Origin of the sequence: Streptomyces sp. NPDC004126, assembly GCF_050275515.1 — a bacterium.
GTDB lineage: Bacteria > Actinomycetota > Actinomycetes > Streptomycetales > Streptomycetaceae > Streptomyces.
Genome location: NZ_JBNNPF010000017.1, coordinates 144,942 through 158,343 on the forward strand (window position 1 = coordinate 144,942; position 13,402 = coordinate 158,343).

General features: G+C 71.8%; 14 protein-coding genes. 6 read left to right on the forward strand and 8 right to left on the reverse strand.

What is annotated here, in order from left to right:
- Nucleotides 1–72 precede the first annotated feature (72 nt).
- Together ACQKM2_RS18475 and ACQKM2_RS18480 are read left to right on the forward strand one after the other, a co-directional pair.
- Nucleotides 73–798: a hypothetical protein gene (locus ACQKM2_RS18475; RefSeq protein WP_427710906.1), complete on the forward strand. Its 726-nt coding sequence runs from the start codon at nucleotides 73–75 to the stop codon at nucleotides 796–798.
- Nucleotides 799–860: 62 nt separating this feature from the next.
- On the forward strand, nucleotides 861–2,039 hold the full coding sequence (locus ACQKM2_RS18480) for an ATP-binding protein (RefSeq protein WP_427710907.1): 1,179 nt from the start codon (nucleotides 861–863) through the stop codon (nucleotides 2,037–2,039).
- Between the two features lie 37 nt (nucleotides 2,040–2,076).
- On the opposite strand, the gene ACQKM2_RS18485 is transcribed toward ACQKM2_RS18480, so the two are convergent.
- From ACQKM2_RS18485 to ACQKM2_RS18495, 3 genes are read right to left on the reverse strand one after another with little or no spacing between them, the layout of a single operon-like run.
- A complete protein-coding gene (locus ACQKM2_RS18485) occupies nucleotides 2,077–2,352 on the reverse strand; it encodes a hypothetical protein (protein WP_427710909.1) in 276 nt (91 codons plus the stop codon).
- 10 nt (nucleotides 2,353–2,362) lie between these two features.
- Nucleotides 2,363–3,076 carry a TetR/AcrR family transcriptional regulator gene (locus ACQKM2_RS18490; protein ID WP_427710910.1) on the reverse strand — a complete coding sequence of 238 codons (714 nt, stop codon included), beginning with the start codon at nucleotides 3,074–3,076 and terminating at the stop codon, nucleotides 2,363–2,365.
- 22 nt (nucleotides 3,077–3,098) lie between these two features.
- Nucleotides 3,099–4,028, reverse strand: coding sequence for an AurF N-oxygenase family protein (locus ACQKM2_RS18495; protein WP_427710911.1), 930 nt, complete (start codon nucleotides 4,026–4,028; stop codon nucleotides 3,099–3,101).
- A 207-nt stretch (nucleotides 4,029–4,235) separates the two neighbouring features.
- On the opposite strand from ACQKM2_RS18495, the gene ACQKM2_RS18500 reads away from it, so the two are divergent.
- A complete protein-coding gene (locus ACQKM2_RS18500) occupies nucleotides 4,236–5,342 on the forward strand; it encodes a ferritin-like domain-containing protein (RefSeq protein WP_427710913.1) in 1,107 nt (368 codons plus the stop codon).
- Here the strand turns inward: ACQKM2_RS18500 and ACQKM2_RS18505 are convergent.
- Complete coding sequence (locus tag ACQKM2_RS18505) at nucleotides 5,339–6,805, reverse strand: penicillin-binding transpeptidase domain-containing protein (RefSeq protein ID WP_427710914.1); 1,467 nt, start codon at nucleotides 6,803–6,805, stop codon at nucleotides 5,339–5,341. The genes ACQKM2_RS18500 and ACQKM2_RS18505 overlap by 4 nt on opposite strands.
- The gene (locus ACQKM2_RS18510; protein WP_427710916.1) at nucleotides 6,802–8,193 is read right to left on the reverse strand and encodes an FtsW/RodA/SpoVE family cell cycle protein; all 1,392 of its coding nucleotides are present in this window, start codon (nucleotides 8,191–8,193) and stop codon (nucleotides 6,802–6,804) included. Before ACQKM2_RS18510 ends, ACQKM2_RS18505 begins: the two co-directional genes overlap by 4 nt.
- A gap of 97 nt (nucleotides 8,194–8,290) precedes the next feature.
- On the opposite strand from ACQKM2_RS18510, the gene ACQKM2_RS18515 reads away from it, so the two are divergent.
- The 3 genes from ACQKM2_RS18515 to ACQKM2_RS18525 all read left to right on the forward strand — a co-directional run bounded on the left by ACQKM2_RS18515 (nucleotide 8,291) and on the right by ACQKM2_RS18525 (nucleotide 10,839).
- Nucleotides 8,291–8,680 carry a DUF6325 family protein gene (locus tag ACQKM2_RS18515; protein ID WP_427710918.1) on the forward strand — a complete coding sequence of 130 codons (390 nt, stop codon included), beginning with the start codon at nucleotides 8,291–8,293 and terminating at the stop codon, nucleotides 8,678–8,680.
- Nucleotides 8,680–9,132: an SHOCT domain-containing protein gene (locus ACQKM2_RS18520; RefSeq protein ID WP_427710920.1), complete on the forward strand. Its 453-nt coding sequence runs from the start codon at nucleotides 8,680–8,682 to the stop codon at nucleotides 9,130–9,132. The genes ACQKM2_RS18515 and ACQKM2_RS18520 overlap by 1 nt, the downstream gene beginning before the upstream one ends.
- A 624-nt stretch (nucleotides 9,133–9,756) precedes the next feature.
- Nucleotides 9,757–10,839 (forward strand): endonuclease/exonuclease/phosphatase family protein, encoded by a 1,083-nt coding sequence (locus ACQKM2_RS18525; RefSeq protein ID WP_427710922.1) that lies wholly within the window; start codon nucleotides 9,757–9,759, stop codon nucleotides 10,837–10,839.
- On the opposite strand, the gene ACQKM2_RS18530 is transcribed toward ACQKM2_RS18525, so the two are convergent.
- The 3 genes from ACQKM2_RS18530 to ACQKM2_RS18540 all read right to left on the reverse strand — a co-directional run bounded on the left by ACQKM2_RS18530 (nucleotide 10,826) and on the right by ACQKM2_RS18540 (nucleotide 13,033).
- A complete protein-coding gene (locus tag ACQKM2_RS18530) occupies nucleotides 10,826–11,332 on the reverse strand; it encodes an N-acetyltransferase family protein (RefSeq protein ID WP_427710924.1) in 507 nt (168 codons plus the stop codon). The two genes, ACQKM2_RS18525 and ACQKM2_RS18530, sit on opposite strands and share 14 nt — an antisense overlap.
- Before the next feature lie 43 nt (nucleotides 11,333–11,375).
- The gene (locus tag ACQKM2_RS18535; protein WP_427710926.1) at nucleotides 11,376–11,582 is read right to left on the reverse strand and encodes a hypothetical protein; all 207 of its coding nucleotides are present in this window, start codon (nucleotides 11,580–11,582) and stop codon (nucleotides 11,376–11,378) included.
- 206 nt (nucleotides 11,583–11,788) lie between these two features.
- Nucleotides 11,789–13,033: a helix-turn-helix domain-containing protein gene (locus ACQKM2_RS18540; RefSeq protein ID WP_427710928.1), complete on the reverse strand. Its 1,245-nt coding sequence runs from the start codon at nucleotides 13,031–13,033 to the stop codon at nucleotides 11,789–11,791.
- Nucleotides 13,034–13,402: the final 369 nt, after the last annotated feature.

A 13,402-nucleotide genomic window follows, 5' to 3' on the forward strand; every position in this document is an offset into this window, starting at 1 on the left:
GGTCGAGCTGTGCATAAGGTTGGCTGGATATCGACCACCGCCGACCGGCCGCGCTCAGAGGAGGGCCCGCACGTGCGCACCCCCTCCCCCGCGGCACTGCTGGTGGCGGCCCTGCTGCTGCCGCTGGCCGCCGGCTGCGGGGACACCGGCGGGCTCGCCTCCGCCGGGCCGACCCCGACCGCCAGCGGCCCCGTACACCTGTGGCCCGAGCGCCGGGGCGCCGAGGTGCCGCCCGCCGATCCGGGGGGCGCGCCGCCGGAGTACGTACGGGGGCTGCCGAAGGTCACCGACCAGAACGTGCACGAGGTCGACCCGGTCGCGCTGGTGCAGGCCGAGCTGCGCGCTCATCCGGACATCAGCGTCGGCCCGGACGGCATGCCCGCGGAGACCGCCGCCGCGATCCGCGCCTGCGGGAAGACCGGGCAGGACCCGGCCGCGTGCCCGGTGCGGCAGCCGTACTACCGGGACCTGACCGGGAACGGGAAGGACGAGCTGGTGATCGGCATCGAGCTGCCCGACAGGATGATGTCCGTACGCGTGTACACGGTGGACGCCGGCGGCCGGCTCAACCGGATCATGGCCACCACCGAGACCGTGATCGGCGTGGAGCTGGCGGGGCGGGACGTCATCCTGCGCGTGCCGAGCGGCAACCCCGGATACGAACTGATCACCGCCTGGTCCTGGGACGCGAAGCAGCGGACGATGCTGCCGGAGCGCGAGCAGGTCGTACGGGTGCCGGCCGGGGCGGCCGCGTCGCCGTCGCCGTCCCCTTCCAACAGCCCTCCGGGCGCGCCGTGAGGGCGTGGCTGCCGGCGTGGACGGCCACGCTGACCTGGAAGTCAGCCTGTTTCATCGTGGTGATGTGCTGCGCGCTCGCGGCGGTGCTCGGCGTACTGGTGCACGTGGAGGTGACCCGGCAGACGGTGGCGGCGGCCCGCGACAAGGCGCTGGACAAGCTGGACGAGGCCTCGTACGCGTACGAGGCGGGCGAGACCCTGCCGCCGCAGTCCGGACTCGATCCGGCGGGGCTGCCGCCGGAGCTGCGGGCGCTCGCGCTGAGCGGCCGGCGCGGAACGCTCGTCGGCGACGCCGGCGGGCGGCCGGTGATGTGGGCGGCGGCCCCGGCCGACGGGAAGGCGCTGGCCACCCTCATCGACTACGGGCAGAGCGCGGGCACCATCCGGGGCCTCGACAACGCGATCATCGGCTCCTCCGTGCTGGCCCTCGGCGGCACCCTGCTGGTCGGCGCCTTCGCGGTGACCCGGGTGACGCGGCGGCTGCACCAGACGGCGACGGTCGCACGCCGGATCACCCAGGGCGACCTGGACGCGCGGGTCGGCGACCCGCGCACGGAGGACCCCGCACGGCACCAGGACGAGGTGTCGACGGTGGCGGCCGCGCTGGACACCATGGCCGGGACCCTCCAGCGGAAGCTGCAGAGCGAGCAGCGCTTCACGGCGGACGTCGCGCACGAGCTGCGCACCCCGCTGACGGGCCTGCAGGCGGCTTCGGAACTGCTGCCGGAGGGGCGGCCGACGGAGCTGGTCCGGGAGCGGGTGCGCACGATGCGGCAGCTGACGGAGGACCTGCTGGAGATCTCCCGGCTGGACTCGGGGAGCGAGCGGGTCGACACCGACCTGCACCAGCTGGAGCGGCTGGCCCGGCGGGTGGTGCGGGCGTCGGGGCTGGAGACCGAGGTGGTCGTGGTGCGGGACGCGCACGTGGAGACGGACCGGCGGCGCCTGGAACGGGTGCTCGGGAACCTCCTCGCCAACGCCCACAAGCACGGGCGGGGCCCGGTGGTGCTCACGGTGGACGGCCCGGTGGTGACGGTACGGGACCACGGCGACGGGTACCCCGAGTACCTCCTCACGGACGGGCCGCAGCGCTTCCGCAGCGGGGGCAAGGGGCACGGCCTCGGCCTGACGATCGCAGCGGGCCAGGCGGAGGCCATCGGCGCCCGCCTGGAGTTCCGCCGGGCGCGGGGCGGCGGCGCGGAGGCGGTACTGACGCTGCCCCTGCCACTGCCACTGCCCTAGCCGGGCGGGGCGTGGGCCCCCGGGGCCCCGCCCCGCCTCAGCGGCCGCCGCCGCGGGGCTTCGTCCACGGCCAGCGGAGCTTCGGCTTCTCGCCCGTCGGGGAGTAGGTGTACTTCCACCCCTTCTGGAGCCCCAGCCGCTTCGTGTAGCCCGACGGCACGCGCTCGTACAGCAGCACCGTCGGGGGGCCGCCGTCCGCCGCCGGGACCGGGATCTCGTACCACTTCGGCGGATGGCCCGTCGGGCCCACGAGGATCGGGAGGACGCGGCCGTCCATCGGCCCGCCCTCGAAGGGGGTCGGTTCGCTTCTCACCCCACCAGTGTCACAGGAGGTGCGCGGCCTCGGAGACCACCGGGATGACGCGGCGGGCCAGGACGCCGGCCGGGCCGTCCGGGCGTTCCAGGGCGAGGGCCGCGCGGGCCGCCGCGGCCGTTTCGGGGTCGGTGGCGGCGGTGGCGGTGAGCAGGGCGATGAACTGGTCGACCAGCCAGTCGCGGAGGGTGGCGGTCTCGGGCTGCTTGCCCTCGTCGATCCAGATGAGCGAGGCGGCCTCCACGGCCGTGATCCAGGTGCGGACCATCATCCGCAGCCGCGCGCCCGGGGCGGGGACGCCGAGGTGGAGGAGGATCTGTTCGGCGGCGGCGCGGCGGATGCCGTCCACCGTGGCCGTGGTGCGGGAGGTCTCCACGACGCTGCCGCCCTGGAGCAGCGCGGCGAAGCCGGCGTCGTGTTCGTCGACGAAGGCCAGGTAGCGGTCCAGGACGCGGGACAGCCGCCGGGTGAGCGGGCCGGTCTGGGGCTCGGCGAAGCACAGTTGGAGGAGGTCCGCGGCCGAGCGCAGCGCGGCTTCGTACAACTGCTGTTTGCCGCCCGGGAAGTAGCGGTAGACCAGCGGGCGCGAGACGCCCGCGGCCTCGGCGACGTCGTCGAGGGAGATCTCCTCCGGGGCGCGGTGCGCGAACAACGACAGTGCGGCGTCGAGGAGCTGGGCGCGCCGCTCCTCGACGCTCAGTCTGCGGTACGCCCGTACGGTCATGCCCGCAGAGTAGACGACCGGTCTACGCGAGGAGGCCGGAGCTGCGCCAGAGCCTGCGGCCGACGCCGCGCAGGACGCCGATGTCGTCGAGGAAGTCGGTGAGGCGCTTGGCGCCGGTCTGCATGACCTCGCGGCGGTGGCCGCTGGCCTTGACCTGGGCGACGGCTTCGCGCCGGTCGAGGCCGACGTTGTCGTAGACGGTGGGGTTGACGAAGGCCACGGAGAAGACGCGGGCGGCCTCGCCGCAGCTGATCCTGGTGAGTTCCTGCTCCCAGCGCGGGGCGGTCAGCATCTGGCGGCGCAGTTCCTCGCGGGCGTAGCGGACGTGCCGGGCCTCCTCGATGACGTGGATGCGGGTGACGCCGCGGACGAGGGGCTGGATGCGCTCGTCCGGGAAGGTCAGGCGCTGCATCCAGTCGAGGATCTCCTCGCCGAGGAGGGTGCAGGCGAAGGAGCCGGGGGTGGTGGAGACGGTCTTGAGGATGCGGGCGAGGTTGTGGTTGAGCCGGGTGACCGGGTACTCGGGGGCTCCGCCCTTCTGGATCATGCGGGCGAACATCATGGAGTGCCGGCATTCGTCGGCGATCTCGGTGAGCGCGTAGCGGACGTGGTTGCTGGTCAGCGACTTGTCGTAGATGTGCCGGACCAGGAGCTGCATGAGGATGATCTCGAACCAGATGCCGAGGGAGGCGAGTGAGGCGGCCTCGTGGCGGGAGAGGTCGATGCGCTGCTCCTCGCCCATCTTCTTCCACATCGGAGTGTCGTAGAGGGAGAGCAGCTCGGGCGGCCAGTAGTACTTGCCGTCGATCGGCGGGGCGTCCCAGTCGAGTTCCCGGTCGGGGTCGAAGGAGTGCTTGGCGGAGGATTCGAGGAGTCGTTCGGCGATCTGCTCGCGGTCCTTGAGGAGGCCGAGGGCGTCCCTCAGCGCGGCTCGTTCCGTCACTGTCGTCATGGCTTCGGGCACCTCGCGGTCGGGTTGCCTGGTCGGGTCACCTGTCGGGTTACCTGCGGTCACCCCTTATGAGACTCCTTGTCAGCAAGGTCGTCAATCCCCCTCGCACGACTTGTTGACCCCACGTCTACCAACGTGTGACGCTGCCAACTGTCCACTCCCGCACGGCAGTACGCGAGAAGCAGTACGCGAGACGAGGAGGCGTCAGTGTCGACGCACGAGCTCTACACCCAGGCCCCGGACCAGACCGTGTGGCCGGTCCCCGCCTCCGGCGCGGCCCGCTTCAGCTGGGAGTACGACGGGGGACGCGACCGCCTCCTCGCCCTGTACCAGAAGGGCAAGGACAAGCAGTGGGACGGCGCCAAACGCATCGACTGGGACATCGAGGTGGACCCGTACGACCCCCTCGGCACCCCCGACGAGACGCTGACCCTCCACGGCACCCGGCACTGGGCGAAGATGACCGAACGGGACAAGGGCGAGCTGCGCCGGCACTACAGCGCCTGGAACTTCAGCCAGTTCCTGCACGGCGAGCAGGGCGCGATGGTGTGCGCGGCACGCATCGTGGAATCCGTGCCGGACCTGGACGCGAAGTTCTACTCCGCCACCCAGACCATGGACGAGGCCCGGCACGCCGAGATCTTCGGGCGCTTCCTGCACGAGAAGGTCGGGATGCTCTACCCGATCAACAACAGCCTCCAGGGGCTCCTCGGCGACACCCTGCGCGACTCCCGCTGGGACATGCCCTACCTCGGCATGCAGGTGCTCATCGAGGGGCTGGCGCTGGCCGCCTTCGGGATGATCCGCGACACGACGGACAAGCCGCTGCCGAAGCAGATCCTCGCGTACGTGATGCAGGACGAGGCCCGCCACGTGGCCTTCGGGCGGATGGCCCTGCGCGACTACTACAAGCAGCTCACGGACGCCGAGCTGCGCGAGCGCGAGGAGTTCGTCATCGAGGGCTGCCACCTGATGCGCGACCGGCTGCGCGGGGTGGAGGTACTGGAGAACTTCGGCATCCCGAAGCGGGAGGCGGTGCAGTACACCGAGCAGTCGGAGTTCCTGCACCTGTTCCGCAAGCTGCTCTTCAGCCGGATCGTGCCGTGCGTCAAGGACATCGGGCTGTGGGGGGACCGGCTGCAGAAGGCGTACCTGGAGATGGGCGTCTTCGAGATGGGCGACTCCAACCTCGACCTGCTGATGGCCCAGGACGAGGAGATCGCCGAGTCCCTCGACCGCGAGCGCTTCGCGGCCGAGGAGCGCGAACGGGTGGCGGAGGTGGAGGCCGCCATCCAGGAGGGCGCGCAGGGCTAGGCAGGGCCGGCCCGCAGCGCGGCCTCCATCACCGCCCGCGCGATCGGGGCCGCCGCGCCGTTGCCGCTGATGTCCCCGCGCACCGCCGAGGCGTCCTCGACCACCACCGCGACCGCCACCGCCGGCTGCGGCGCGTCCCGCCCTCGGGCCCAGCCGATGAACCAGGCGTAGGGGGTACCGGCGTTGCCGACGCCGTGCTGCGCGGTGCCCGTCTTGCCGCCGACCAGCGCGCCCGGGATCGCCGCGTTGCGCCCGGTGCCGTCCTCCACCACCTTCACCATCAGCTCCTGCACGCGCAGCGCCGTGGCCGGGCTCATCGCCCGGCTCAGGGTGCGCCGGTCGGTGCGCCGCACCAGGGAGCCGTCGTCCTGGGTCGTGCGGTCCACCAGGTAGGGGGTGCGGATCTCGCCCCCGTTGGCCACGGCCGCCGCGACCAAGGCCATCTGCAGCGGGGTGGCCTTGGTGTTGAACTGCCCGATCGAGGACAGCGCCAGCTGGTCGGGGCTCATGTCCGTGTCGAAGTTCGACCGCGACACCCACGACGGGACCCGCAGCCCCTCGTCGTTGAACCCGAAGCGCTCCGCCGCCTCCACCATCCCGCGCAGCCCGACCCGCACCCCGATGTCGGCCATCACCGTGTTGCAGGACCACTGCACCGCCTCCGCCATCGACGCCTCCGCGCAGCCCGTGGCCGCGTTCGGCAGCAGCGTGCTGGTGCCGGGCAGTGCGTACGGGTCCGGGGTGCGGGTCGGGGCGTCGACGTCGGCGACCACGCCCGTGTCGAGGGCGGCGGCCGCCGTCACGATCTTGAAGGTGGACCCCGGCGGGTAGGTCTCGCGCAGCGCCCGGTTGAGCATCGGCCGGGTGGGGTCCGCGTTCAGCCGCTCCCAGGCCGCCTTGACCCGCGCACCGGTGCCGGAGAGCAGGCCCGGGTCGTACGAAGGACTGCTGACCAGGGCGAGGATCCGGCCCGTGGCCGGCTCGACGGCGGCGACCGCGCCGCGCTTGCCGCCGAGCCCCCGGTACGCGGCCCGCTGGACGGCGGCGCGCAGGGTGGTCGCGGCGTTGCCGCCGCCGGGGCGGCCGCGCGAGAGGTCGTACCAGAGCGGGAAGGCGGACAGTCCCGGGTCGGTGCCGGAGAGGACGGCGTCCTCGGCGCGCTCGACGAAGCTGGTCCCGTACGTCTGGGAGGAGAAGCCGGTGACGGGCGCGTAGAGCGGGCCGTCGGTGTACGTCCGCTCGTAGCGCAGCAGCTGGCCGCTGTCGCGGGAGCCGGTGACGGGCCGGCCGTCGACCAGGATGTCGCCGCGCGGTTCGGCGTAGCGGTCGATGGCGGGGCGCTTGTTGGCGGGGTTCGCGCCGTAGGCGGCGGACTCCCACACCTGCACCCGGGCGACGTTGGCCAGCAGGGCGGCGAGCAGCAGGGCGCAGAAGTACGCGCACCAGCGGATGTAGCGGATCACGCGGCCCCCTCCCGCGCGACTCCGGACCCGAGGCCGGGTCCGGGCCTGCGGGCGCTGTCGCTGAGCCGGACGAGGAGGGCGACGATGATCCAGTTGGTGACCACGGAGGAGCCGCCCTGCGCGAGGAAGGGCATGGCCATGCCGGTGAGCGGGATCAGGCCGGTGACGCCGCCCGCGATGACGAACACCTGGAGGGCGACGATCGAGGCGAGCCCGGTGGCGAGCAGCCGCCCGAAGGGGTCGCGCAGCGCGAGTCCGGCACGGAAGCCCCGGGACACCAGGAGCCCGTAGAGGAGCAGGATGGCGGTGAGGCCGACGAGGCCGAGCTCCTCTCCGGCGGTGGCGAGGACGAAGTCCGACTTGGCGGCGAAGCCGATGAGGAAGGACTGCCCGTGCCCGAGGCCCGCGCCGAGCAGGCCGCCCGCGGCGAAGGCGAAGAGGGACTGGGCGAGCTGGCCGGGGCCGTCGCCGCGCTCGATGGAGGCGAAAGGATTCATCCAGTCCTGGACCCGGCTGTGGACGTGCGGTTCGAGGGTGCCGACGGCGTACGCCCCGAGGGCGGCGAGCAGCAGCCCGATGGCGATCCAGCCGATCCGCCCGGTCGCGGTGAACAGCATGATCACGAAGAGGCCGAAGAAGAGGAGGGAGGTACCGAGGTCCCGTTCCAGGACGAGTACGCCGACGCTGAGCAGCCAGATCGCGAGGATCGGCCCGAGCACCCGGCCGGGCAGGAGGCGGAGCTTCCAGAAGAGCCGGCGTCCGGTGAGGGCGAGGGCGGTGCGGTTCGCGGCGAGGTAGGCGGCGAAGAACAGGGCGAGCAGGATCTTGGCGAACTCCCCCGGCTGGAAGGACAGCCCGGCGAAGCGGATCCAGATGTGGGCGCCGTTGACGGCCGGGAAGAACACGGGGAGCAGCATGAGGGTGAGGGCGGCGGTGACGGACAGGTACGCGTACCGCTGGAGCGCCCGGTGGTCGCGCAGCAGCATCAGGACGAGGACGAACAGCACCACCCCGAGCGCCGACCACCGCAACTGGTCCCCCGCACCGGGCGCCCCGGGGGTGGCCAGGTCGAGGCGCTGGATGAGCACCAGGCCGAGCCCGTTGAGCAGGACGGCGATGGGCAGCAGGAGCGGATCGGCGTACGGGGCCCTGAGCCGCACGGCCAGGTGCGCGAGCAGCGCGGCCCCGCCGAGCCCGGCCGCGTAGGGGGCCGCGGGGGCCCGGGTGCTCTTGCCGTCCGCGGCGAGGCCGACGTAGAGGTGGCCCAGCACGGAGATCAGGACCGCGCCCGCGAGGAGCGTCAGCTCGATACCGCGGCGCTTGGCGGCCCGTGCGTCGGGGGGCGGCGGCGGAGCGGGCTCCGTCACCTTCGCCGTCAGAGCGGTCATGCAGGGAAACGTAGCAAGGTCGCGGCTGGTATGTCCGCTTATGTCATAGGGTGCCGAAGAGTCGTCAGAAACGGTCAGGAGTGAGGAGCCCCGGCTCATGGGACCTGTGGAATTCATCGTCCTCGCCTTCCCGGAGGAACAGCTCCGGGTCCCGGCGGTCGAGGCCGTGATGGGACTGCGCAAGACCGGGGTGGTCCGGCTGATCGACGGCCTCGTCACGACGAAAACGGCCTCGGGGGAGGTACTGGCGGCGGAGTTCGACGAGTTCGTGGAACTGCGGGGCATCCTGGCCGGCCGTGACGTGGCCCGGCTGATCGGCCCGGAGGACGTCCGCGAGGCGGCGGAGCTCCTGGACCGGGGCAGCTGCGCGCTGCTGCTGGTGGTCGAACACGTCTGGGCCCAGGACGCGGCCGTCGCCGTACGGGCGGCGGGCGGACGGATCGTCGGCTCGGTCCGGATCCCGGCGGAGCGGGTGGGGGCGGCGTGATGTTCATCCGTCCGGTGGGTGTCACGGTCAGGGCCGCGGTCCGCCCGGCGGGCCGCCCCCTCCTGCGGGGCCTGCTGCGCCGGGCGGCGGGCGCGGCGGAGTGGGCGCAGGCGGAGGACACCGGGGAGGCGGTGGTGGAGGGCTTCGGGGACGAGTACGGGGACGAGTTCGGGGACCAGTTCGGTGACCGGGTGGGGAAGGCGGGCGGGGAGCCCTGGGCGGAGGAGCCCGGCCCGGCCCCCACCGCCGAGGAGGAACCGCAACCGGCCCCGACGGAACCCCCCTCCGCACCCGGCCCGGCCACCCCGGCGGCCCCACCACCGCCCGGGAGCCTGGTCGCGGAGCTGCGCCAGCTGGCCGACCTGGTCCGGGAGGGCCTCCTGACCCCGGAGGAGTTCACGACGGCGAAGGCCCGCCTGCTGGCGGGCGGGGGTGCGGGGGCGGGGTCGTAGCGGGCCCGTCCCGGGAAGGGCCGGGGGCTTCCCGTCAGTCCCATCGTCCTTCCGGGGCGGGCCGGTCCCTCAAGGGCGCTCCCTGCGGTCGCGTCGCTTCGCGATGGCCTTCGGCCACCCTTGACCGACCGCCCCGCCCCGGAACGCCGAAAGACTGCCGGGAAACCCCCGAAGGAACGGTCATGGGGGGAGAGAGGCGAGGAGCGCTCCGTCAGTGACGAGACGAGGGGCCGGGCGCCGGCACGCCACGCATACGGGCCCTCAGATGCCTTGACTCCGGGCCGGGTGTGCGACTACCCGCACGAGAGACCGAACAGAGCAGCTCAGGGGGCAGGTGGGCGCTTCAGATCGCTACGCGCTCCTCATTTCTCAGCGTCCGACGACCGTCCGGGGCTGATACCCGCACCAGAGGCCGAAAAGACCAGCCCAGGGAGCCGACAGGCGCGACAGATCGCTACGCGCTCCCCTGATCTCGGCGGCCGGCGGCCGTCTGGGCGACTGCACGGCCCGTCGCGATCGGCCGTAGGCCGGGCGGCCTACGGCCGATCGCCGCATGACGGAGGTCACCCTAGATTCGGTGGGGTTGGCAGCGTTCGCACCGTTTTCACCGAAGGGGTCGCTGGGATGACACGTCGTTGGTTCGCATCCGTTCTGTGCGCGCTCGCACTGCTCTCGCCCGGGTCCGGGGCCTCGGCCGCCAATCCCCCGGCCGAGCTGCGGGTCCTGACCCGCAACCTCTACTTGGGGGCCGACCTCGGGCCCGTGCTCGCTGCGACCAGCCAGCAGGGGCTCGTCGCGGCGGTCACCGCGGCCTACGCGAACGTACAGGCGACGAACTTCCCCGAGCGGGCCGAGGCGCTGGCCGACGAGATCGCCGGCAGCGACCCCCATCTGGTGGGGCTGCAGGAAGCCGTGCTGTGGCGGAGCCAGACCCCGGCCGATCCGAACAGCAGCGCCACCCACGTCGAGTACGACTTCCTGCGGATCCTCCTCGACGCGCTCGCGGCCCGGGGCAAGCACTACAAGATCGTGGAGCAAGTCACCGTCGGCAGCGACTTCGAAGCGCCGCGCTCCACGCAGAACGGTCTGCAGGACATCCGGCTCACCGACCGCGACGCCCTCCTGGCAAGGGCCGACCTGCCCGCGCACGTCTTCTCCGTCACCAACGCGCAGACCGGCCGCTTCCGGAACTTCGTACCGATCTGCCGGCCCGTGCTGGGCTGCCCGCCCAATCCGCCCCTGCGGATCGAGCGTGGCTGGGTCGCGGCCGACGCCACCCTGAACGGCCGCACGGCCAGGGTCGTCACCACGCACCTCGAACCCGCCTCGGCAACCGTCCAGGAGGCACAGGCCGACGAACTGCTGACCGGCCCCCTGAACACCAAGCTGCCCACGGTGCTCCTCGGTGACCTCAACTCGGCCTCCGACGGCACCGGCACCCAGAGCTACAGCCGTCTCCTCGCCGCCGGCTTCACGGACGCCTGGACCGCCACCCGGCACCACAACCTCGGCCTGACCTGCTGCCAGGCCCCGGACCTGCGGAATCCGTTCTCCACCCTCACCCGGCGCATCGACTACGCCCTCTTCCGGGGCCACATCTCCGCCCGGACGACCCACACCGTGGGCGACACCCAGGCCGACCGCACCCCGTCGGGCCTGTGGCCCTCCGACCATGCCGGCGTCAAGAGCGTGCTCAAGCTCTCGTGATCGCCTTCTGGAACCAGGCCACGTCCCAGAAGCGCCCGAATTTCCTTCCCACCTCTTCGAAGCGGCCGATCTCACGGAATCCGAAGCGCTCGTGGAGCCGTTGCGACGGTTCGTTGGGCATGGCGATTCCCGCGAGCGCCATGTGGACGTCTTCGTGTTCCAACGCCTCGAAGAGCGAGGTGTACAGCAGGCCGCCGACACCACGCCCGACGTGCTCGGGCGCCAGGTAGACGCTGGTCTCCACGGAGGTGGCGTAGGCCGGCTTCGGCCGGAAGGGGCTGCTCGTCGTATAGCCGAGGAGCTTTCCGCCCTCCTCGGCCACGAGCAGGCGATGAGGTCCTGAGGCGGGATGGGCCGACAGCCAGGACCTGCGCTGATCGACGGTCAGCGGCTCGACGTCGAAGGTGATCGGCGTCTCGGTGACGTAGTGGTTGTAGATGCGGGTCAGCTCTTCGAGGTCGTCCTCGACACCATGCCGGATCTCGGTAGTCATCCACAGGACGGTACGCGGGCCTCGTTACGCCACCGTTTCACCCTCAGGCGGGTTCCACGTTGGCGACGGCCGTGGTGAACTCGCGACCGGACGCGTTACGGATATAGGCGAGCTCCATCCAGCGCTCGATACCGGTGTCCGAGACGTTCTCATTGATCACCGCCATCAGCACGCCTTCGGTGCCGGACGCGATATCGCGCACCCGCCGGCGGAGGAGCCGGTGTGGCACGTATTCGTAGCACTCACTCATCGGACGCTGCCTCGAACGTGCTGAGAAAGCGTTCCCAGCCCGCCATTGCCCGGTCGAGCAGATCCGGACTGGGCTCGCCACCGCTGTCGGGCGTCTCGCTGCACGTACCCATGCACACAGGCCACTTCCCTACGTCGCCAGGTCGGTCGATTACGACGTTAGGGAGGGATTCCGACAAGAAGGGGCCCGAATCGGGCCCCTTCCCGCTATGCGGCCAGCAGGCCGATGTCCACGGCCAGGCGGCTGGCCCGCTGCCGCCGCTCTGGCAGGCGTGATGCCGTCTCCTCCAGCACGATGGCCCGCGCGTAGCCGTTGTACCGGGTCGTTTCCGGAGCCACCGCGTGTGCCTGTTCCAGCGTCGCCAGCGCCGCGTCCGGCTGCCCGTCCAACTGGTAGGCGCGTGCCTGCTCGATCCGGTGCCGGGCCCGGCGGGGCAGTGACGGGATGACCTCCGTCTCCGATCCGGCCGCCTGTCGTACTGCCTCACCGCCGACCCGCAATTCCACCGCCAAGGTGACGGCGTGCGCGCCCATGACCGGGCGCCCGAAGCTCGTGACCCGGTGGAAGTAGCCGTCGGGAAGCCCCTTGGCCATACCGTCCGCGCGCTCCCACCACCCCCAAGCAGCACCGGTCTCGCGGCGCTTCGCGGCAGTCAGCCCGGCCTCCACCCGCAACGCGCCGACCATGGCCCGCACCTCCACCGCAGCATCCGCCAGCCCCGGCTCCAGCAGTCTCAGCGCCCGCTGGACTACGTCCTCAGCCTCTTCGTACTGCCCGGAATCGCGGTGCGCCTGCGCGGACAGCCAAGCGGCGACACCCACCGCGTGCGGGTCCTCGGACTCCTGGGCGGCAGTCATGCCCCGATCCGCAACCCGCCACAGGAGCGATGGGTCCGGCTGATAGGCGACGAAGAACTGGGCGAGGAAGTAGGTCTCCGCCTTGAGCCGCAGAGCGCCCCGGCGCTCCGCGGCGGTCTCCGCCTGCCTGACCGCGAGCTGCGTGTCACGAATCAGCCCGGGCAACAGGGAGCCGATCACTGCCCGGTGATTCGGCGCCTTGTGCCTAGCGGCCCAGGCAGCGTCCAGGGCGGCCCGCAGAAACATCTGGGACGGGGCTTCTCCCCCGTCCGGGAAGGCAGTGAGCGCAGCACGGACGGCCGGCAAACGGTCGTGCCCGGGCCCGAGGAACAAATCCGTGCTCTGTGTCGTACTGATGTCCCCCACGAGGTCATTCAGCCTACGAACTCTGAGGGCTTGGGCAATAGCGAGGATTTCCGTCAGTCTCGGCATCTTCATGGCACCGGTCTCGACCTTCTTGACCCACGAAGGATGGTGGCCGAGCAGCCCGGCCAACTGCTCACGGGTCATGCCTCGGCGGGTGCGGTAGATCTGAACACGTTGCCCGAATGCGACAGGGTTGTCGTACGGGTCGGGGGGTGCATCGGATGACACGGCCATGCCCCTTCTCTGTGCAGCTCGACACCGAACAGCCTATGGGCCAGGGCGATTTGCGGACGCCGGAAAGCATCGCCACAGGCGGTCGTCGGACGCTGAGAAATGAGGAGCGCGTAGCGATCTGTCGCGCCCGGAGGCTCCGCAGGTCGCTCTGGTCGGCCTCTCGTGCGGGTAGCCGGGCACCCGGCCCGGAGCCAGGACATCTGAGGGCCGTATGCCCGGTCGGCCGGCCCCCGGCCCCTCGTCTCGTCTCCGACGGAACCGCTCCTGCCTCCTCTCCCCCTGTGACCGTTCCTTTTGGGGGTTTCCCGGCAGTCTTTCGGCATTCCGGGGCGGGACGGCCTGTCAAGGGTCGCCGAAGGCGAT